At 54.6% G+C, this 19,925-nt stretch carries 12 protein-coding genes; 7 read left to right on the forward strand and 5 right to left on the reverse strand.

What is annotated here, in order from left to right:
* Position 1 precedes the first annotated feature (1 nt).
* Genes L383_RS09635 through L383_RS09620 form a run of 4 tightly spaced genes read right to left on the reverse strand, consistent with a single transcriptional unit; the run spans position 2 to position 2,412 of the window.
* On the reverse strand, positions 2-751 hold the full coding sequence (locus L383_RS09635; protein WP_023331266.1) for an SDR family oxidoreductase: 750 nt from the start codon (positions 749-751) through the stop codon (positions 2-4).
* Positions 751-1,773 carry an aromatic ring-hydroxylating oxygenase subunit alpha gene (locus L383_RS09630; protein WP_023331267.1) on the reverse strand — a complete coding sequence of 341 codons (1,023 nt, stop codon included), beginning with the start codon at positions 1,771-1,773 and terminating at the stop codon, positions 751-753. The genes L383_RS09635 and L383_RS09630 overlap by 1 nt, the downstream gene beginning before the upstream one ends.
* Before the next feature lie 10 nt (positions 1,774-1,783).
* The gene (locus L383_RS09625; protein ID WP_014885173.1) at positions 1,784-2,092 is read right to left on the reverse strand and encodes a recombinase-like helix-turn-helix domain-containing protein; all 309 of its coding nucleotides are present in this window, start codon (positions 2,090-2,092) and stop codon (positions 1,784-1,786) included.
* The gene (locus tag L383_RS09620; RefSeq protein WP_014885174.1) at positions 2,089-2,412 is read right to left on the reverse strand and encodes a Rieske (2Fe-2S) protein; all 324 of its coding nucleotides are present in this window, start codon (positions 2,410-2,412) and stop codon (positions 2,089-2,091) included. Before L383_RS09620 ends, L383_RS09625 begins: the two co-directional genes overlap by 4 nt.
* 415 nt (positions 2,413-2,827) lie before the next feature.
* Between L383_RS09620 and L383_RS09615 the strand changes: the two genes are divergently transcribed.
* Positions 2,828-4,039 (forward strand): MFS transporter, encoded by a 1,212-nt coding sequence (locus L383_RS09615; RefSeq protein WP_032629479.1) that lies wholly within the window; start codon positions 2,828-2,830, stop codon positions 4,037-4,039.
* A gap of 3 nt (positions 4,040-4,042) precedes the next feature.
* On the opposite strand, the gene speB is transcribed toward L383_RS09615, so the two are convergent.
* Positions 4,043-4,963, reverse strand: a complete 921-nt coding sequence (gene speB, locus L383_RS09610) for an agmatinase (RefSeq protein ID WP_002434404.1) — start codon at positions 4,961-4,963, stop codon at positions 4,043-4,045.
* Positions 4,964-5,362: 399 nt separating this feature from the next.
* Here speB and L383_RS09605 point away from each other — a divergent pair, with 399 nt between their 5' ends.
* The 6 genes from L383_RS09605 to L383_RS09580 all read left to right on the forward strand — a co-directional run.
* Positions 5,363-5,941, forward strand: a complete 579-nt coding sequence (locus L383_RS09605; protein ID WP_032629482.1) for a fimbrial protein — start codon at positions 5,363-5,365, stop codon at positions 5,939-5,941.
* A gap of 54 nt (positions 5,942-5,995) precedes the next feature.
* Positions 5,996-6,733 (forward strand): fimbrial biogenesis chaperone, encoded by a 738-nt coding sequence (locus tag L383_RS09600; RefSeq protein ID WP_023331270.1) that lies wholly within the window; start codon positions 5,996-5,998, stop codon positions 6,731-6,733.
* A 29-nt stretch (positions 6,734-6,762) separates the two neighbouring features.
* Positions 6,763-9,336 (forward strand): fimbria/pilus outer membrane usher protein, encoded by a 2,574-nt coding sequence (locus L383_RS09595; protein WP_023331271.1) that lies wholly within the window; start codon positions 6,763-6,765, stop codon positions 9,334-9,336.
* A complete protein-coding gene (locus L383_RS09590) occupies positions 9,333-10,328 on the forward strand; it encodes a fimbrial protein (RefSeq protein ID WP_014885179.1) in 996 nt (331 codons plus the stop codon). Before L383_RS09595 ends, L383_RS09590 begins: the two co-directional genes overlap by 4 nt.
* A 17-nt stretch (positions 10,329-10,345) precedes the next feature.
* Positions 10,346-12,079 carry a ShlB/FhaC/HecB family hemolysin secretion/activation protein gene (locus L383_RS09585; RefSeq protein ID WP_023331272.1) on the forward strand — a complete coding sequence of 578 codons (1,734 nt, stop codon included), beginning with the start codon at positions 10,346-10,348 and terminating at the stop codon, positions 12,077-12,079.
* Positions 12,080-12,093: 14 nt separating this feature from the next.
* On the forward strand, positions 12,094-19,925 hold a 7,832-nt coding region (locus tag L383_RS09580), incomplete at its 3' end, for a two-partner secretion domain-containing protein (RefSeq protein WP_023331273.1).

Raw genomic sequence — 19,925 nt, forward strand, 5'->3', positions numbered from 1 at the left:
CTTAGTTAAAGACAAAACCGCCGTTGACCGGGATCAGCTGCCCGGTGATAAACCGCGACAGATCGCTTAACAGCCAGACCACGCTGCCGGTGACATCCTCCGGCTGCTGCGCGCCCGTTAACGCGCGGCCATTTTCGTAGAGCTGATGGCGTTCGGCGGGCACATATTCGGTGGCCTCGACGCGGGTCAGCCCCGGCGCGATAGCGTTGATTCGAATGCGTTTTTCTCCCAGCTCGCGCGCCATTGAGCGGGTCATCGCAATCACCGCCCCCTTACTGGCCACGTAGGCCATCAGGCGCGGCGCGCCCCACAGCGCGGTATCGGACGCCACGTTCACAATCCCCGCCCCTTCGCACAGCAGCGGCACGGCGGCACGCGTCACCAGCCACGTACCCTTGACGTTGACGCTCATCACCCGATCCCAGAGATCCGGATCGTAATCCAGCATGTTTTTACCGCCCACGCCGGTCGCCATTGCCGCGTTGTTCACCAGGCCGTCAATCTGCCCCAGTTTGCCAATGGCGCTGAATACCTGCTCGATGGACTGCGGATCGGCCAGATCGATAACGTGCGATTCGGTTACATACCCTTGCTCGCTCAGACGGTGGGCGCTTTCGGCCAGCTCGCCTTTGAGGATGTCGCACATCACCACGCAGGCACCTTGCGCAGCGCATGCGCTGGCAAAGTGGTAACCCAGCCCGCGCGCGGCGCCGGTCACGACGATGCGCTTCCCGCTCAGCAGTCCGTTCATCAGGCGGCTCCCTGCTGCGCTTCGCGCATCGCCAGCTGTTCTTTCGCGGCCTTTTGCATCATGCGGCGCAGGCGCGAGAGCCCGACGTCGTGCTGGTAGAGGTATTCATGGTCACGGGCATTTGGCGCCAGGCTTTCCAGCACCACGCGGTCCTGCTCCAGCACTTCCCAGTGCAGTTTTTCCAGACGATTGCGGTACATAAAGCGCCACATATCGCGCTGCCAGCCCTGCACGCGGCGAATGCGCCAGAAGAAAACGCGGCAGTTGTCGTTATCTTCCGGCACCACCATGCCGACGATAAAGAAATGGCCGCCCGGTCCGAAACGCTTCTTATACGGAATGGAGAGACGCATCCAGCAGGTGCCGCTGTTGCCCAATTCCACCCAGTCGAAATTGACGCCGCTCTGCCCCTTTTTCTCGAAGATGAAGCCGGTTTTGGTCGGCTGAAGCACCATGTCGGCCTTGCGATCCCCTTCCGCCATCGAATGTGACGACGAATGCAGATAGGTGCCGTGCATCGGGTCCATGACGTTTTCCAGCGCGTACTGGTAATTGCATTTCCACGCGGCGGTGCAGAGGAAGTTGCTGAAACTGTCCGTGTCGGCGAGCTCATCCGGGAAAGTCAGATCGTCAGGCTGCTGGTCAGCAGTGACGCCGAACCACAGGAAAATGGCGCCGTGCGCCTCCTGCACGTTATAGCTGCGCACGCACTGCTGGCCGACCAGCGGGCATTTGTCCACGGCGGGCACATCTTTCACTTCGCCATTGCCCGCCACTTCCACGCCGTGGTACCAGCAGGCAATACGGTCCCCAAGGTTCCAGCCCATCGACAGGCGTGCGCCGCGGTGCGGACAGCGATCTTCCAGCGCCTGCACCTGGCCGTCTTTATTGCGCCAGACCACAATCTGCTCGCCCAGGCGGGTAATCCCCACCGGCGCGGACTGCACTTCCCAGCTCGCCAGTACCGGATACCAGAGGCCGCGCAGACCTTTATCCAGATAGTTTTGTACGGTAGTCGTCATCGCGTTGTCCTCAGTAGCCGTTAACCTGTAAGAATGCCTGGAAGCTGGCGTCGCTCCAGGGCTCGCCCTGCTGGTCGTGCATGCGCACCGCGTTCAGCCCGTTCACCAGCTCCGGCAAGGTTTCAACGCCCTGCTCGAAGAGATCTTCCAGCGTCGCGATCAGGTTCATCTCCCAGTTTTCCGGCTCGCGGCTGCGGGTTTGCCAGATCAGGTTCTGGTAATCGCCTGGCTTATGAATGGCACCGTTACCGCCTTCTGCAGGCGGAGTAAACTGGCGGCTTTCCGGCAGCGCCGGGTTGTAGTTCAGGGTGTCGCTCATGCCACGCTCTCCTCGACGAAGGTAATCTGGATTTGGTTTTCAAAGACCCGAACCGGGTAGCGGTTAAGGTTGCGACCACCGGGGCCATGCAGGCACTGGCCGGTTTTGACGTCGAACACCGCCTCGTGTAGCGGGCATTCCACCTTGCCATCTTCGACGAAGCCCTGGCTCAGCAGGGCATATGCGTGCGGGCATACGTCTTCCAGCGCGTAATATTCACCGTCAATCAAATAAACGCCGATCTCTTTACCGTCGACGTTGCCGCTAAAAGGGAAATCTTCCTGTACTTGTTCTGCGTCACATACGCCTATCCAGCTCATCACGATCCTCCAGGCTTTTGTTTCATATATGAAACTCTGTTTCTTATTTAATACGGTCAATATAAAAGCGATGAATGTTTCGTCAAGCACGAATGTGACGAATTTGTTAACCAGGAGGTAATTAATTAACTAAGTGTGCAAAGGATCACGAAAAAATGCAGCGATATGAAATTTTCATTATTGCCGCGTGAAAGAATACGATTTTTCGATAGTCTAAAATTTCAAAAAACGGATATTGACTTCTTTTCTTTTTGCTCATTAAAAATAAAAAGGTGGCACGTCATCGTGTTTCACCTGTGAAACTTATTTTTACTTTATTCTTAATAAACAACGAGTTTCACAGGTGAACCATTTTACACCCGTGACAATCACCCTGATAAAAAATATTCACACGCGCAGACATAAGGCAGGCATCATGACGGCAAGATGGCAAGGTACAATTGCACTGTTATTACTCATCATTATTTCCTACATCGACCGTGTGAATATCTCGGTAATGATTTTACACCCGGAATTTGCCGCACATTTTCAGTTAAATGAAAACAGAATGTTACAAGGAATGCTCATGACCTGCTTTCTGCTGGGTTATGGTTTTTCGGCTTTATTATTAACGCCAGTTATTGAAAGCAAACTTCATTATCGGCAGGGATTATTAAGCAGCATTGCGATTTGGGCCGCGGTCTGTGCGATTTCGCCCTTGCTCGGCTCGCTGATGGGGATGCTCATTGCGCGCGTGATTCTGGGGATTGCAGAGGGGCCGCTCTTTTCATTAAAAACGCGCTTTATCAGCGAGCGCTTTGACGCAGAAGAGATCGGCAAACCCAACGCGGTGACCGCGCTGGGCGTCTCGCTCGGGCTGGCGGTAGGCTTTCCACTGATCACCTGGCTGATGGCGCATCTGGGCTGGGCGGGATCGTTCTACGCGTTGGCCGTCATGAATCTTGTGCTGGGTGGCGGGTTAATCTGGCGCTTTCTGCCTGCGCCCCAGAGCCGGGGGAAGATGAAAAAGCCGGGATGGGTGCAGACCTTCACCCTTGCCTGGCAAACGCCGCTGCTGGGCTGGATCCTGTTGGTTGAAATCGCCACGCTGAGCTATCTCTGGGGGAGCAGCGCCTGGCTGCCTGCATGGCTGCGCGATGAACATCACTTCTCACTGCATGCTACGGGCCTGCTTGCAGCCATTCCCTTCCTGCTGAGCCTGGGATCGAAATTTTTGGGCGGCGTGCTGCTCGACAAAATGCGCCCGGAACAGGCACCGGTGCTGTTTGTGGTGGGAGGCGCGTTAACGGCGCTGTCCGTGGTCGCGCTGATGCTCAGCCATCAGCCTGTCTGGCTGGGGATGTTTATGTTGTCCGCCAATGCTTTCTGGGGACTTCAGGGGGCTGCGATCCCTGCGGTGATCCAACATCATGCCGCGCGGGAAGTGGTGGGTAGCGCGTATGGGATCATTAATGGCATCGGGAATATCTGCGCGGCGTTTATTCCGCTGCTGATGGGGGTGGTGATGAAATCGGTCGGGTCGGTCAGCTCTGGCTTTTCGGTCCTGGTCGTGTCGCAGGCGATCACCCTTCTGGCCGGAGGAATGTTGCTGCTGCGCATGCGTCGCGCAGCAGCAATCAGCGCCTAAGGCTTATTCGCCTTTTTTCGCCGCCTGAATGTAGAGCATTTCCAGTGCCAGGGTCGCTGCCGCCAGGGCCGTGATTTCGGACTGATCATAGGCTGGCGCCACTTCCACCACGTCCATCCCGACGATGTTCAGATCCTTCAGGCCGCGCACCAGCTTGATGGCGCGGTCGGACGTCAGGCCACCGATCACCGGCGTACCGGTGCCTGGCGCAAAGGCAGGATCCAGGCAGTCGATGTCGAAGGTCAGGTAGACTGGCATATCGCCGACAATCTGCTTCACCTGCGCGATGATGTCGTCCACGCCGCGATCGTTCACCTGGCAGGCATCCAGCACGGTGAAGCCGTTGTCTTTGTCGAACTCAGTACGAATACCGATCTGCACGGAGTGGTTCGGATCGATCAGGCCTTCGTTCGGTGCAGTGTAGAACATGGTGCCGTGGTCAAACTCGCAGCCGTTCGCGTAGGTGTCGGTATGCGCATCGAAATGGACCAGCGCCATTTTGCCAAAGTGTTTCGCGTGGGCGCGCAGCAGTGGCAGAGTCACAAAGTGGTCGCCACCGAAGGAGAGCATACGCTTACCGGCAGCCAACAGTTTCTCGGCGTGGGCCTGCAGCTTTTCGCTCATCTCACGCGCGTCGCCGAAGGCATACACGAGGTCACCGCAGTCAACCACGTTCAGGCGCTCGCGCATGTCGAAGTTCCACGGGAAGCGGTTATGCTCCCAGGCCAGGTTGGTGGAAACCTGACGGATCGCCGCCGGGCCATGACGTCCACCGGCACGACCCGAGGTTGCCATATCGAACGGCACACCGGTGATCACCCAGTCAGCATCGCTGTCGTAGGGCTGGAAGTTCATCGGAAGGCGTAAAAAACCAAACGCGTTAGATACCAGAGAGTTGTCGTACTGATGACCTAAAGTGCTCATGTCCTGACCTCTTAAAAGTCGTTGCATTAGATACAGATGAAAAAAAATCCCCTCCGCGTCGTTAAACCCGACGAGGAAGGGATTGATGTCCTTACTGCTTTTGCCTAATGCTAGCCTCTGGAACGTGAAGATTCAAGCTCACTTTTCAAAACATAAATCAATTGTGTTGCCAGACTTTTACGGCCCCTAATTATTCACCATACCGATAAAATTCATTTTTAGAATTGATATTATCTTAACCCCCCCATTTCTTCGCATTATTTGCGTTTAAAAGTTTGAAGCAAAACTTAATTCATAAATTTAATAAATATACCATTTTAAAACTAGGAATATATTTAGGCCTGGCCGATAGCGGTGGAGGAGATGACCTCTATACAATAGCCCCCCCAATGAAATGATATGGATATTTTTATGAATAAGTTATCTAAGCTGGCAATCCTGGCCGTTCTTTCAACCGTCGGTACCGCCGCTGCAGCAGAAGATGGCACGATTACTTTTGAAGGTACTATTAGCGACGCAACCTGTACTATTACCGGCGGTGACGCACAGGGCGAATCTGAAAGCCCAGACTTTACCGTTCATTTACCTTCTATTAGTACAACCGCGCTTGCAACGGATGGACAGCGCGCAGGTGATACCCCATTCCACATTACGTTAAGCGGCGCAAACTGCACCAATGGCAAAGTTGCCAGCGTATTCTTCGAACTGGCGCAAAGCACCAATATCGATGCCACCACCGGTAACCTGAAAAATACCGTGGCTAAAGCGTCAGGCGGAGCGGAGAAAGTTCAGGTTGGTTTACTGGATTCTTCAAAAGCAAAACTGAACCTTAATACTGCAAACGATAGCGCTAAAACCGTTACGGTTGCCGGTAATACGGCTCGCTTTGATTACTGGGCACAATATGTGGCGACGGGTGGTGCATCTACTGCCGGTCAAGTCTCAACCGACGTTGTGTACTCCATTAAATATCAGTAATCGCGCGCCCCGCGGGTTTATCCGCTAAGAGTATCACCTAAAGGATTAGGCCAGATGTTAAAAAAACTTGTTATATCTTCTGTATTCATGATGACGCTGGCCTTTTCCTTTGCGGCCAGTGCAACGATTCAAATTATGACGACCCGCGTGGCATTCAACGCCGGGGAGAAAGAACAAACGATTCGTATTAATAACGTCAGCAAAGCGCCTGAACTGGTTCAGGTGTGGCTTTCCAGCACCGATAAGAGTGACGGCATCGCCAAAGAAGATTTGCCTTTCTTTATCACCCCACCGGCGGCCAGAATTAACGGCCAAAAGGGGAAAGTTTTCCGCATATTCCAGACGGAAGGCGCCGCCGCGAAATATCCAAAAGATCGTGAAACGGTTCTGTGGCTCAATGTCCTGGATATTCCGCCTGAAATGGCGGAAGACGTAGATAAAAATCAGCTAAAGATGGCGTTCAGAACGCTGATTAAATTTTTCTATCGCCCGGTTGGTCTGAAAGGTAATCCGATGAAAGCGGCGGATGAATTAACCTGGAAATTGAAAAAAACAGCCAACGGTTATGACGTCGTTGGAACAAATAATTCGCCTTTCCATGTAAGCATGACAAATGTCTGGCTCAGAGATGCTCAGGGTAAAGATGTCATGATTGATGGCGAGATGATCGCGCCATATAGCACGCTGGTATATCACTTCCCGCAGGTTAATGCCGTGCAGGGGAAAGGGACATTCCAATACAATTATATTACCGATCTGGGTGCCTATATTAAGCGCACGTATAACTTCTGATTAGTAATCATATTGACCAGGACGGTGATATGTCGATGTTTTACAAGAAAACTAACATCCTGCGGGTGATTAGTGGCTTTGTCATTTCGATGACCATTGCGCCACTCGCAGTATATGCCAGTGATACCAGTAAGCCGATGACATTTTCTCGTGGGTTTATGAAGTATTACGATAGCGGAATCGATCTGACACAATTTGACGGCGTTGAAAAAATACTGCCGGGGAAATATACGCTTGAGGTTTACAGCAACCTCAAGCCGGTTAATACCTGGACCGTTACCTTTGTGGCTGCAAATAATGAGCAGGGATTCAACGCCTGCATGACGCCCGAAATGGTCGTCCGCTTTGACGTCGACACATCAAAACTTCCCCCCGACTGGAAGCAGAATACCTGCATTATTCTCCCTGAGCTGATTAAAGGCGCGACGGTTAATTATAACGCGGTAGAAGAACAGCTGGATGTCACGATTCCTCAGGCAATGCTGCTTAACACGCCTGCGGGTTACGTAAGCCCGGAGCTATGGGATAACGGCGTACCGGCGCTGATGTCCTCCTATACCCTTAGCGCCACCAGTTCACGTTATCGCCCCGCTCAGGACAACGCGACCTATCTCTACAGCAATTTGCACAATACCCTCGCACTGGGGGCATGGCGTTTTACGACCTACGACAGCCTGAGCTCCGGCAGCGACACGGAAAATACCGGCGTACAGCATATCCAGGCCTATGCCGAGCGGGCCATTGCGCCGCTGCAATCGCAGATAGTGCTGGGCGATCTGAACACCACCGGTGATTTTTTTGACACTACCGCCCTGCGTGGCGTTCGTCTCGCCACGGACGATCGCATGCTTCCCGACTCGGTACGCAACTATGCCCCGGTGGTGCGCGGCATCGCCAACAGCAACGCAACGGTGACTATCAAGCAGGCTGGCAACACCCTGTATGAAAAGGTGGTGCCGCCTGGGGAGTTCGCCATCAGCGATCTCTATGCGACCGGCTATAACGGCGATCTTGAGGTCACCGTAAAAGAGACAAACGGCAAAGAGTCCTACTTCGTGGTCCCCTACTCCAGCGTACCGCAGCTGCTGCGCGAAGGTTACTCCCGCTACTCTGTGGCTGCGGGTGAAATCCGCGATACCTGGCTGAAAGAGGATCCGAAAGCGGTTGAGGGCACGTTTCAGTACGGCTTATTCAATAACTTTACCGGCTACGTTGGCGGACAGAGCGCGTTCGAAGGTGATTATGCGGCGCTGATGACCGGTTTTGCGATTAACACCCGTCTGGGCGCATTAGGCGTAGACGTGACGCGCTCTTTCACCCGCTTCGAGGGGCAGCCGGACACCGCAGGCTGCGGCACGTTCTGCAATATGAGCCTGCGCATTAGCCTGGCGAAGACCCTCCCGACAACCGGGACGAACTTCAGCCTGATTGGCTATCGCTATTCCAGCGCGAATTTCTACTCCCTGAGCGACGCGGTCAGCCTGAAGCGCTCGATTGAAGCCGATGAAGAAGACTTTCTCCCGGAACGCTATCGCGAGCGCCTGGAAGCCAACATCAACCAGACGCTTCCCGCCGGTTGGGGAAGCTTCTACGTCAGCGGGTTTGTGGGCAACGTCTGGAATAACGAGCAGGGCCGGAATGAAAAGTCGAACTTCGTGCTGGGCTACAACAACCAGTTTGGCATCACGACCTGGGGGATCTCCCTTGGACGCACCAATAACGACGATGGCGACCACGAAGATACGCTCTACCTGAACGTGAGCATGCCGCTTGGCCACCACTACGAGAAGCAGGCTCGTCTGGGGGCCAACTTTAGCTATAACAGCGAAGAAGCCAACTTCCGTACCTCGCTGAACGGCTCCGCCGGGGAACGCTCACAGTTTGGCTTTGGCGGCTATTTCAGCCAGTCCAACACGCCGGAAACTAACTTCGGCATGAACCTCTCCTACACGGGCGAGAGCGCCTCGGGCGGGATGACCTACAGCCAGTCCCGAGACTCCTTTATGGGAGGGGTCAACCTGAACGGCGGCGTGGTGGTGCATGAAGGCGGCATCAACTTTGTGCCGACCCTCGCAGACACCATTGGCATCGTGGAAGCAAAAGGCGCAGAAGGCTCTCGCATCTACCCGGATTCCCAGGCCGTCATCAAAGACAACGGCTACGGCATCGTCGGGTATCTGGTGCCTTACAAGTACAACGAGGTGTACGCCGACCCGAAAGGCACCGCGTATACCGTCGAGGTCGACGACACCCGCCGAACCATCGTGCCAACCTCCGGCGCGGCAGTGCTGATCAAAATGGACACCCAGGCCAATCGCCAGAGCTTTGTGCGCTTTATGCAGCCTTCCGGCGAAGTGATCCCATTTGGTGCGTCGGTACTGGACGAATCGCACAACGCCATCGGTATGGTCGGGCAAAACGGCGTGGCGATGGTGGCGCTTAAGGAAGGCCAAAACGTCTTTACCCTCCAGTGGAAGAAAAATAAAAAGCCCGCGCAGTGCGGTGCGCGTTATGTGAAGCAAGGCACTGAGGACCGGCCAACCGAGGAAGAAGCGTTTAAGGCTATTGAAATTACCTGCATCAATAACGGGGCAACACCATGAAACGGATTTTTACGGCTGCGCTGATTCTTTTATCCACGGCGTTTATCTCTTTAACGTGCAACAACGCCTATGCGGCGTTGTGCACCCTCACGTCTCCGTTGGCGACGCTGAATATCATGGACGACATCACGCTTAACGTCATAAAGCAGCGTGAAGTCGGCAAGGTTTTATGGAGCAAAACCTATCAGGTGCCGGACGTCAGCTACACCTGCGACGCGTCCACCCAATCTTCATGGCATTCAAGCTATTCGCGAAGCTATATCCGGTCGCAGATTGATCATGTCTATAACACCGAAATCCCGGGGATAGGCATTCGCATGCGGTGGCCAACGCAGACCGAATCTTCATGGCTGCCGGGTAACTCGGGTTCGCCGACCACGTGCTCCACCGGTTGTGGAGTGAAAAACAGTACGGTTCTGGTGGAAATGGTCCAGACCGGTTCGATGCCTGAAGGGGAATACTTTATTCCAGCGGGTAAGGTGGCCGAAGCACTGGTGATCCCGTCCGCCGATGAAAGCGAAAAACTGCCGATTATGGCCATCAACTTTGGTGTTGCCATTAAGGTGGTTACCGCCTCGTGCTCCATTTACCCCTCAGCGACGAACGTCGATTTAGGCACCTATAACATCGCCGATTTTCAAAACGACGATACTTTTCAGGGTGTTAAAAAAGACTTCAGTATCACCGTGGGCTGCCCTTCTACGGAACAAATTGGCATCACCTTCAACTCCTTAATTAACACCCCTTTAGGCGCGTTGACCGGTGTGATCGGCGTTGAAAGCGGCGATGGCTATGCAAGCAATTTTAGTATTCGCCTTTTTGAGAAGAACTCAACCGCGATCACGCTGGGTAAGGAGAAGGTCTATACCGCCTCCACGCTCACCAAAAACTATCAGGCACAAATCTATGTTGGCGGCGGGGTCGATCGTAAGACGGCCCTCACCCCCGGCAAAGTTGTCGGCGCCGTTCAATACACCGTTGTCATTAAATAACGCTCAGGGAGAGAGTGATGCGTTGTCATTTTAAAATCAAAAACGTCCTGTTTTTACTGCCTTTATTACAGGTGGCCCATGCCGCCATACTGCCCTCAGTTCAGAACAAGCAGGAACTTGACCGCCTGGAGCGGCAGAGTAGCCAGTATCTGATTGAAGAGGCGAAAAGAACGGAAGCGTTGCTGCAACAGCAACGCGCAATTCGCGGCGAAAACGCGGAGACCGGCCTGCCGGCAAATTCATCGTGGAAGTTCAACGTAACCCGGATCGAGATCCTCGACGATCATCTGTTCGACGGATCGCCGCAGCGCGAGGAGATCGTCCAGCGCTATCTGGGTAAGGATCTGGGTAAATCTGACATTTTCACCTTAGTGAAAGAGTTAACGGATTTTTATATTTCCCGTGGCTATGCCACCACTCTTATCAGCATCGACCCCGGCAACATCAAGAGCGGTACGCTTAAGCTTCGCGTGCTGTGGGGAAAGATTAACGATTTTAAGGTGAACGGCCAGACACCGGGCCTGCGTGATAGCACGCGTCTTTTTACCGCCTACCCGTTTGCCAAAGACAAGATCCTCAATATGCAGGATGTCGACCAGATGGTTGAGAACCTGATGCGGGTCTCGGAGAGGGATAATATTAGCGTTGAACCCTCAATCATTAATGGCTATTCCGATCTTAACCTGATTCATCAGCCCTCATTTCCGATTGACGCGGCGGCGGGGTTAAATAACTCCGGGAGCAAATCAGAAGGCTGGCAGCAATATTACGGCAGCCTGACGGCAAAAAATATTGCCGGGTTAAACGACATCTTTAATGCGTATTACTCCTGGAACGATCTGAAAAATAATAATGATAAACAGGACTCCTGGTCATTTAGCTACAGCGTGCCGCTGGGCTATTGGGGTTTTGATACCAGCTATTACAAATCCGAATACGAAAAAGGCATCGACGGCGGCTTCGGCATTTACGATTCCGATGGCACGTCGGAGCGTGCATCCCTGCGTATCAGCCGCATGCTGATGCGTGGCGCAACGGGCAAAACCAGCGCCTGGATGAAAGTCGAACGCCGGGATAACTACAACGGCATCGAAAACGCGCGCATTGACGTTAGCTCAAAAACCTACACCTCGCTGGCGTCGGGCCTGACCTACGTTGGCGCCATGGGCGGTGGCTGGTTCTATGGCGATCTGAGCGTCACCGCGGCGGTGCCGTGGTTTGGTTCAGCCCGCGACGGCGATAAAGACCTTGAGGGTTTCGACGTCGATTATCTGAAATACAACGGCATTGCCTCCTGGACGCGCCCGCTCGCTAAGTTTGGCCGACTCGGCATGACCTACGAGCTGAACAGCGGTTTTCAGTACACGCCGGATGTGCTGGTGAGTGATGCCAAAGTGACTATCGGCGATGAATACACCGTTCGTGGTTTCAAAGACGATAACGTGATGAGCGACAGCGGCGCGTGGATTGCCAATAGCCTGCAGTTTCCTTTCGATATTGGACTGGCCGGTATTTACCAGCTGACGCCCTATATTGGCTACGACGTTGGCTTCACAAAAGATAATTGCCCGAAAGGCGTCAATGTCTGCGACAGCCAATTCATGATGGGCGCATCAGTGGGCGTTAAAGCCACTGGCAGCCATTTCTCTTCCTACGTTATGGCAGGGTGGCCCGTTAAAAAACCAGACTCAATGGAAGAAGAAACCGTCGATAACACGGTGGTTTATTACAAAACGGAAATTAACTTCTAACAAAGGGAAGAATAATGAAAAACAAAAACACACGCAGCGGAAAAATAACCACGCGCAATTTGCATAAACGGCTCTGCCCATTATATCTGTCTTTGGCCGGCATTTTCTCGGCCCCCGTCGATGCGGCAACCACGCCTGATAATCGTCAGTCGAAAGGCCCTACCATGGGCCAGGCGGCCAACGGCACGCCCGTGGTGAATATTGCCGATCCTAATGCGAAAGGCATCTCCATGAATAAATTCAACGAATTTAACGTTGAAAAACAGGGGATGATCTTTAACAACAGCATGCAGGACGGCGTAACGAAAATTGGCGGCTATGCGGTAAAAAATGCCCAACTGCAGCACGAAGCCAGCGCCATTATCAGCGAAGTAACGGGTGCGAAAGCGTCCTACATTAACGGCACGATGGAAGTTTTCGGTAAAAAGGCCGACATCATCATTGCCAACGAAAACGGCATTAGCGTAAACGGCGCAACCACCATCAATGCCAACAGCCTGACCCTCAGCACCGGTAAAGTGCAGGCAAATAACGACGGTTCCTATAAGCTGGCGGTCGAAAAAGGGGCGGTATCCGTCACCGGTCAGGGCATTAATACCGACGGGCTGGGCTACTTTGACATCGTTAGCCGCAGCGCGCAGCTGGAAGGCGAAATTGCTGGTAAAGCAGACATCAAAGTGCTGGCGGGCCAGAACGACTACGACCTTGCGACCCGTAGCCACACCGTGCGTAACAAAGGCGACGGACGGGGTCCGGCCGTGGCTATCGACGGTAGCGCGCTTGGCTCCATGTACGGCGGAAAGATCCAGCTAATCAGCACCGAATCCGGGGCGGGCGTCCGTCATGCCGGCGGCATTATCGCCAGCAGCGATCTCGAGATCAGTGCGGATGGCGACATTACGCTCGCAAGCCTGTCGAGCGAGAAAAATATGTCGCTCTCCGGCAAGAATATCACCCTGAACAAATCCACTTCCGGCGTTCAGGCAAAAAACGACATTATCATGAACGCCCTGGCGGGCATCACGCTGAATAACGACGTGATCGCCTCAACCGGCAAAATCCGCATTGATGCCAGCTCGCTGGTGCAAAATGCCGCCTCGCTGGTAACCAATAACACCACCACCACCGTCCCGGCAATTCAGATTAACGTCGCGGGCCAGTATACCCTGAACGGCAAACTGCAGGCGCTGGACGCCAACGGCAAGGTCATTGCAGACGGCGTCGTGACGCTGAAAAACGGCGATTTCGTTGTGAAGGTCAACGGCGTTGAAGTGCCGTTTGCCTCGCTGATCTCGGATACCCAGGTGATCAGCCACAGCGGTGACGTAGAGATTACCGCAGGCAGCATGAATAACGGCGGCGGCAGCGTCCTGGCGAAAAAAGGCACCCTGCAGTTCACCCTGAAAGAGGCCTTTGTGAACAGCGGCTCCGTCAGCGCCACGGGGGACCTGACGATTGCGTCCGGTTCACTGAAGAACGACGGCGTGCTGTACGCATCCAATAACCAGACGCTCCGCGTCGGCAACCTGGACAACAACGGCCGCATCTTCGCGGAAAAACGGCTGGTGATGAACGCCAGCGCGCTGAACAACCGTGGAAACATCGGTGCGACCACTGACGCACTGCAGGTCACCACGACCGGCAACTTGACCAACAGCGGCACCCTCGTGGGTGATGCGGCAGCCGTCAGCCTGAACGTGGGCGGCGACGTCGACAACAGCGGTAACATCATCAGCAACGAAAAAGATGTCACCCTCGCTGCCAGCGGTAAATCCATCAAGAACCAGGGCAAAATCGAGGGGAAAAACGTTACCCTGACCGCGTCCAACGTCGATGCGACGCTTGAAAACAGCGGCACGCTGAACGCCAGACAAAAAGCGCAGGTGAAAGCGGCGAAGCTGAATAACAACGGCGGAACCCTGAGCGCAGCGGGCGATGTTGCGCTGAACGTCAGTAAGCAATTAAATAACACCCACGGCGGCGAGATCCTGGCGGGCGAAAACCTTACGCTGGACGGCGCGCAGACGACTGCACTGACCAACGACAATAGCCGGATCCAGGGGAAAAACGTTACCCTGACCAACATGTCCACTCTCACCAACACGGGCGACGCCGTTCTGCTCGCGAGTGGGGCGATGGATCTGTCCGGCACAACAACGCTGACCAACTCAGCCTCCGGCATTCAGGCAACGTCCATCCTGCTGGACCACATCGGCACGCTGAATAACATCAGCGATGCCACCCTATACAGCAGCGGCAATCTCACCCTGTCCAACATCGGTACCCTCTCCAACGATGCGTCTCAGCTGGTTGCAGACGGTGCGCTGGCGATGCTGAACATCACAAACGTATCCAACTCCAACAGCGCCGCGATGGTCGGTAGCGGCAGCATAACAATCAGCAATGTGGATACGCTCAACAACAGCAACAGTGCGGTGATCCAGTCTGAGCATGCCCTCAGCATCAACAACGTAGGTACGCTGAACAACAGCACTGACGCGGCGCTCCTCGCCTCGGGCAACATGACCCTGGACGGTGTGAATACGCTGAACAATGCCTCGGTGATCCTCAGCGACGGCAGCATCACGGTGCAGAACGGCGACACGCTGCACAATAACGGCGTCGTGCAGGCGGGCACCGATCTGATTATCCGCAATATCCGAAGCCTGATGAACGACGGGAGCGACCATGTGCTCATGGCCCTGCGGAACCTGACGATCGAGGATGTGGATTCCCTGACCAACTCCAGCCAGGCGGTGATCACGGCCAGCATGAACACGGTGCTGAACGCCGTTGGCGTACTGACTAACCTCTCCGGTGGGGTGATTCAGGCCGTTGATGGGGCGTTAACCGTCGCGGCAAATTCGCTCCTCAACAGCGGCAGTGAAAATGGTTCGAATTCGACTCTGGTGGCGGGCGGCGATGTGACCGTGACGTCAGAGAATGTGACCAACGAGAGTGGCGCGGCCATTGTCTCGACGGATAACAACCTGACGCTGAACGTGAAGAACACCCTTAACAACAGCGATGAAGCCGTGCTCGCAGGGGCAAAAACGACCTCGCTGAATGTTCAGACAGGCAACATCAAAAACACCACTGAAGCAGTCATTGCGGGCACAAATATTGCTGTTGCGACCAAAAACCTGCAAAACGATGCCAACGCCTCCATCACCGCCGACCGGGATCTGCAGCTGACTCTCGCCAGCCTGAACAACACGGCCGGTATTCTTGAGGCCGGACGCGATCTCACGCTTAGCGTCGACAACAGCCTGACCCTCGACGCCAATAACCAGAATATCTACGCCGGACGCGCGATGGCGATCGCCACGCACGGCGACTTTACCAATAGCACCCAGATGGAAGCGATTGGCGATTTGACCGTGAATGCAGACGGTAATTTCACCAACGCCGTCTCTATCGTGACCGGAGGCGATCTCAACGTCACCGCGGGCAATATCACCAACAATGCCGGTAGCCTGCTGTGGACGATGGGCGATATGAGTCTGGAAGCCCGTAACGGTACTTTCTTCAACGGCGTGTCGGGTAACGTGCTCAGCATGGGCGATATGTCGATTATCGCGAAGGAGATCCATAACCAGGCCGGGATCATTCGCGCTGAGAAGGACGTGAATTTAGACGCGGAATCCATCAGAAACGAAAGTAGCTATACCGGCGACGAAATCTCCATGACGGGTTATCAGAACGCCAGTGCGGTATATAGCACCGTTGAGCATCTCGCGACGAAATCTAACACCATGATTAACTTCTCAATGCCGGTTGTGACCTCGGGATTGAGACTGGATCATCAGGCCGAGATCAGCGCGGGCGGCAACATTAATATCAACCAGCGCAATATCTACGACAGAAAACAGATTACAAACAAAGGTGGTCTGATTCAGGCGGCGAAAGATATTACGGTTACCGGTGATATCTACAACTCACCGGAATACGGTGAAATGTCCATTTATGATTATCTGCAGCTGCCGTTAGAGATGCAGGGCGGGCTCACCTATCAGTGGCATTTAGGCGCCTATCATACGTCTACGTGGAACTTTGATACCCTTTACCAGTTCCTCGACTTCGAGTTTGGCAATGGCGCAGCGGCCGGTAAGACAGGCAGTGATGACCCTGAAAAAGCGCTCTGGTACAACGCCGTCGTGATGACCGGCAACGAGTCCACGCTTTTCAACAAAATGATGTCCGACATCTTCGGTGAAACCTGGCAAACCACCGACTACGGTACAATGTGCGGTATCTGGGCGAGCGTAACAGCCTCCAATAATGAGGCATTAAAAAACAATAAAACCTACTTCGTTCCTTCTGAAAAAGGCGAGATCACCGCGGGCGGTAACTTTACGCATAACGGCGGCACGCTGGATAACGGTATTGCGGACGCTGGGGTGATTAACAACCACAGCGACGTAAGCGATATCGACGTGGGTGAATACACCGTGGATACGGTCATTGCCGGTTACGATGTCCAGGTAAATACCAAGAAAATTGACGAGCTGGCGATGGGCATTAGCCCGATGCCAACCATCAAGGATATGGTCTCCATTCCGGGCATGTTTGAAGTCTCAACCGACTTTAAGAAAACCGCCGAAGCGGAAAAAAATGGCACGGCGTATCCGGGGCCAGCCAACAATATCGTTCCGATCTTTGAAACGCGTCCGTCAATGATCGATCAGAGCGCTTACACAGGATCGGATTACTTCTTCGATCAGGTGGGCTATGACCCGCAGAAGCCGGTTAACGTTATTGGTGATAACTACTTCACCTCAGAATTGATCCGCCGTGAGATCAACAGCTCGGTGGGCAGTTTCTTTTCGATCCGTGATGGTCTGGAAGGCGACGCGCTGGTGCAGGCCCTGATGGACAATGCAGGCGTGGCCGCACAGGACAGCGAGCTGGGGCTGGTTGTCGGTCAATCCCTGACCGAGGAGCAGCGCAACGGACTGGACGCCGATATCGTCTGGTTCGTCAATCAGACGGTGAACGGCGTGGACGTGATGGTCCCGGTCGTGTACCTGTGCCCTGAAACGCTTCGTCAGATGGAGAGCGGAGACGTTAACGGCGGCACCGCGACCGTTCATGCCGGTGGCGATATGAACGTCGACGCGAACAGCATCAATAACGCCAACGGTACAATCTCATCCAAAGGCGACATGACGCTGGTCTCTGATGGGGATATCAACAACGTTAGCAACGGCATGAGCGCGGGTATCTCTGCGGGCGGCGACATCAATATGTCCAGCACCAGCGGCAATATCAATAACAACGGCGCGGCGATTAACGCTGAGGGCGACGTGAACATGTCCGCAGCTCAGGGTGACATCACCATGACGGCCAGCGTAGGGCGCGATGAGAGCGGCAAGCAGGTGATCCACGCCTTTGAGGACGGCGTTACCGCAGGCGGCAGCATTAACATGGAGGCTAAATCTATCACCTCCAACGCGTCGGATATTACGGCGGGTCAGGATGTAAGCATGAAGGCCACCGACGGCGACGTCACCTTCAATGACCTGCATGAAATTGACGCCACGCGTATCATTGATAACGACGTCAGAAGCGCGCTCAACTACACGATGTCTGATACCTCAACCACCACGGGCAAAGCCATTGGAGCGAATGTTTCCGCTGGCGGCAACATGAGTATCGAGGCCAAAAACGACGTGGTGATGGAAGGGGGGACCTACAACGCCCAGACCGGCAGCATCACCGCTGAAAATGACGTGACGATCAAAACGTCCCAGGACGTTGCTCACGAAGAACAGCACAGCTCGTCACGCGAGTTTGTCATCAGCGCGGGCGTCAGCGGCGGCGGCCAGTCGGTTAACACCAGCTACGGCACCATGGACGGCGGCAGCACCGAAACGACCTCCGGCGACTATGTCAGCGCAGGATCAGAATCCGACACCTCCGCTATCGGCAAGAAGCCTGGCCGTGCGCCGGTCAATGATACGGCTGGCTTCACGTTTGGCATGAGCACCTCCAGTGACTCGTCCGTCACCGACAGCAAAAAGAACACCAATGCCGCAATCAACTTTGGCCAGTCCGGGACGATTGAAGCCGGTAAGACCGCTGACATCGGTGGAGCGGATCTCAGCGCGGGCGACGCCCTGACCATCAACGCCGAGGACGTCGCGACCACGAAATATGAAGATGAGATGAAAAACACCTCATCCCATAAAGCGACGTCGTTTGGTATCACGGGTGAAGCCCACAGCACCCTTGTAGATACCTTTGATAAAGCCGGTAACCTGATTGAAAAAGGCACCGAAGGCCAGTCTGCCAACGCCGGAACAACGGCTGCGGAAGTGCTGGGCGAGGCCTCTAATCTGCTGCTCAACGATCTGGCTGGCGGTTCCGTTACCATTGGCGGCAGTTCGTCTAAATCGCACTCAACCTCCACCTCCACGGCGGAAAACATTAATCACATCAGCGCCAATAACGTTTCGATCAATACCAAAAAAGACACCACGTTGAACGGAACAGACATTAGCGGCCAGAACGTTGAAATTAACGCAGGCGGCGATGTGAACATGAATGCGGCGAAATCCACATCCAGCTACAGCAACACCACCGAGGAGCACTCGGCGGGCATCTCGGCTGGCGTGGGCGTGGATCTCTCCGGCGTGAGCGGCGGCGCGTCCGTCGACTACAGCGGCAGCAAAGAGACCGGAACAGGCAACAGCACCAGCTACACCAACAGCACCATTACGGCAGGCGACGTCAAAATTAAGTCCGGCGGCGACATGACCATGAGCGGGGCCAACATTGATGCCAATACCGCGGACGTGGATGTTGCAGGGGATATGACCGTGAACTCCCTTCAGGATACGGTTCACACGGACAACGAGCGTGCCAACTGGGGTGCATCCGTCGGTGTAGCCGTGTCGACGAAAGGCGTGATGCCTACCGGGGCCGTTAACGGCGGCGGCGGCTCAGAGGCTTATGACTCGGCAACCACCGCGAAGCAGTCCGGCATTCACACCACGGGTGACGTGCAGGTGAAAACCGGCGGCGACCTCAACATGGCGGGGGCTAATATCGTCTCTGATAATGGCACCGGTAACGTCAACGTTGCGGGCAATATCAACGCCAAAGACCTGCAAGATACCGTTGAGCAGGACGGCCTGTACGGCGGTGGCGGCGTAGGTATCGGTGGTTTGCCTGGTAAAAAAGGCGGCATTCCATCGGCTAACATCTACGTGGATACGGTCGATGAGATCCACCGTAACGAAACGCAGAAATCCACCATTTCCGTGGGTGACACCACCAGCAAAGGTACGACTGGCGAGATCAACACCAACAAGGATGAGATGTCCGTTGTCACCCGTGACGAAAAAGAAGCGGGCAACAATATCTCCTATACCCTTGCGGATCCTGGTATCGGTAAGAAGAAAAAAGGCAGTTACGACGTCGATACGCCGAGCGACCACCGCAATGGCGGGGGCTCGTCGAAGCATTCAGGCGATGGCACGAAGAAGAAAGAGGATACGCCAGCGAAACCTGCGCACAGCGAAGCGGTGCCTGCCGTTACGCCGTCGAAAGCGGATGACCTTAAGCCTGCGCCGAAACCGGCTGACAGCACGACGCCGAAGAAAAAATGGGACGTTCCGAATACGAATTACCCAACGCTTTCGCCGGGTTCTGCAACCGGTAAAACCGGCAAAGATATGCCGAAAACGCCTGAGCACAGAAAGTGGAACGGCGACATGACCAACGGCGTGGCGCCGTCGAGCAACCCGAAAGGCACCGACGTCAAGCTCTCGCCGGGTTCCTCCACCGGTCAGACCGGCATGGACATGCCGAAAACGCCTGAGCACAAGCAGTGGAACGGCGA

It is taken from the genome of Enterobacter sp. MGH 37 (assembly GCF_000534515.1).
Lineage (GTDB): Bacteria > Pseudomonadota > Gammaproteobacteria > Enterobacterales > Enterobacteriaceae > Enterobacter > Enterobacter kobei.

Bases quoted from the DNA above. Each gene is read 5' to 3' on its own strand.
- L383_RS09625 (WP_014885173.1), bottom strand. From the start codon at position 2,092: ATGAGCGACACCCTGAACTACAACCCGGCGCTGCCGGAAAGCCGCCAG.
- L383_RS09615 (WP_032629479.1), top strand. From the start codon at position 2,828: ATGACGGCAAGATGGCAAGGTACAATTGCACTGTTATTACTCATCATT.
- L383_RS09595 (WP_023331271.1), top strand. From the start codon at position 6,763: ATGTCGATGTTTTACAAGAAAACTAACATCCTGCGGGTGATTAGTGGC.
- L383_RS09600 (WP_023331270.1), top strand. From the start codon at position 5,996: ATGTTAAAAAAACTTGTTATATCTTCTGTATTCATGATGACGCTGGCC.
- L383_RS09620 (WP_014885174.1), bottom strand. From the start codon at position 2,412: ATGAGCTGGATAGGCGTATGTGACGCAGAACAAGTACAGGAAGATTTC.
- L383_RS09590 (WP_014885179.1), top strand. From the start codon at position 9,333: ATGAAACGGATTTTTACGGCTGCGCTGATTCTTTTATCCACGGCGTTT.
- L383_RS09585 (WP_023331272.1), top strand. From the start codon at position 10,346: ATGCGTTGTCATTTTAAAATCAAAAACGTCCTGTTTTTACTGCCTTTA.
- L383_RS09605 (WP_032629482.1), top strand. From the start codon at position 5,363: ATGGATATTTTTATGAATAAGTTATCTAAGCTGGCAATCCTGGCCGTT.
- L383_RS09635 (WP_023331266.1), bottom strand. From the start codon at position 751: ATGAACGGACTGCTGAGCGGGAAGCGCATCGTCGTGACCGGCGCCGCG.
- speB (WP_002434404.1), bottom strand. From the start codon at position 4,963: ATGAGCACTTTAGGTCATCAGTACGACAACTCTCTGGTATCTAACGCG.
- L383_RS09630 (WP_023331267.1), bottom strand. From the start codon at position 1,773: ATGACGACTACCGTACAAAACTATCTGGATAAAGGTCTGCGCGGCCTC.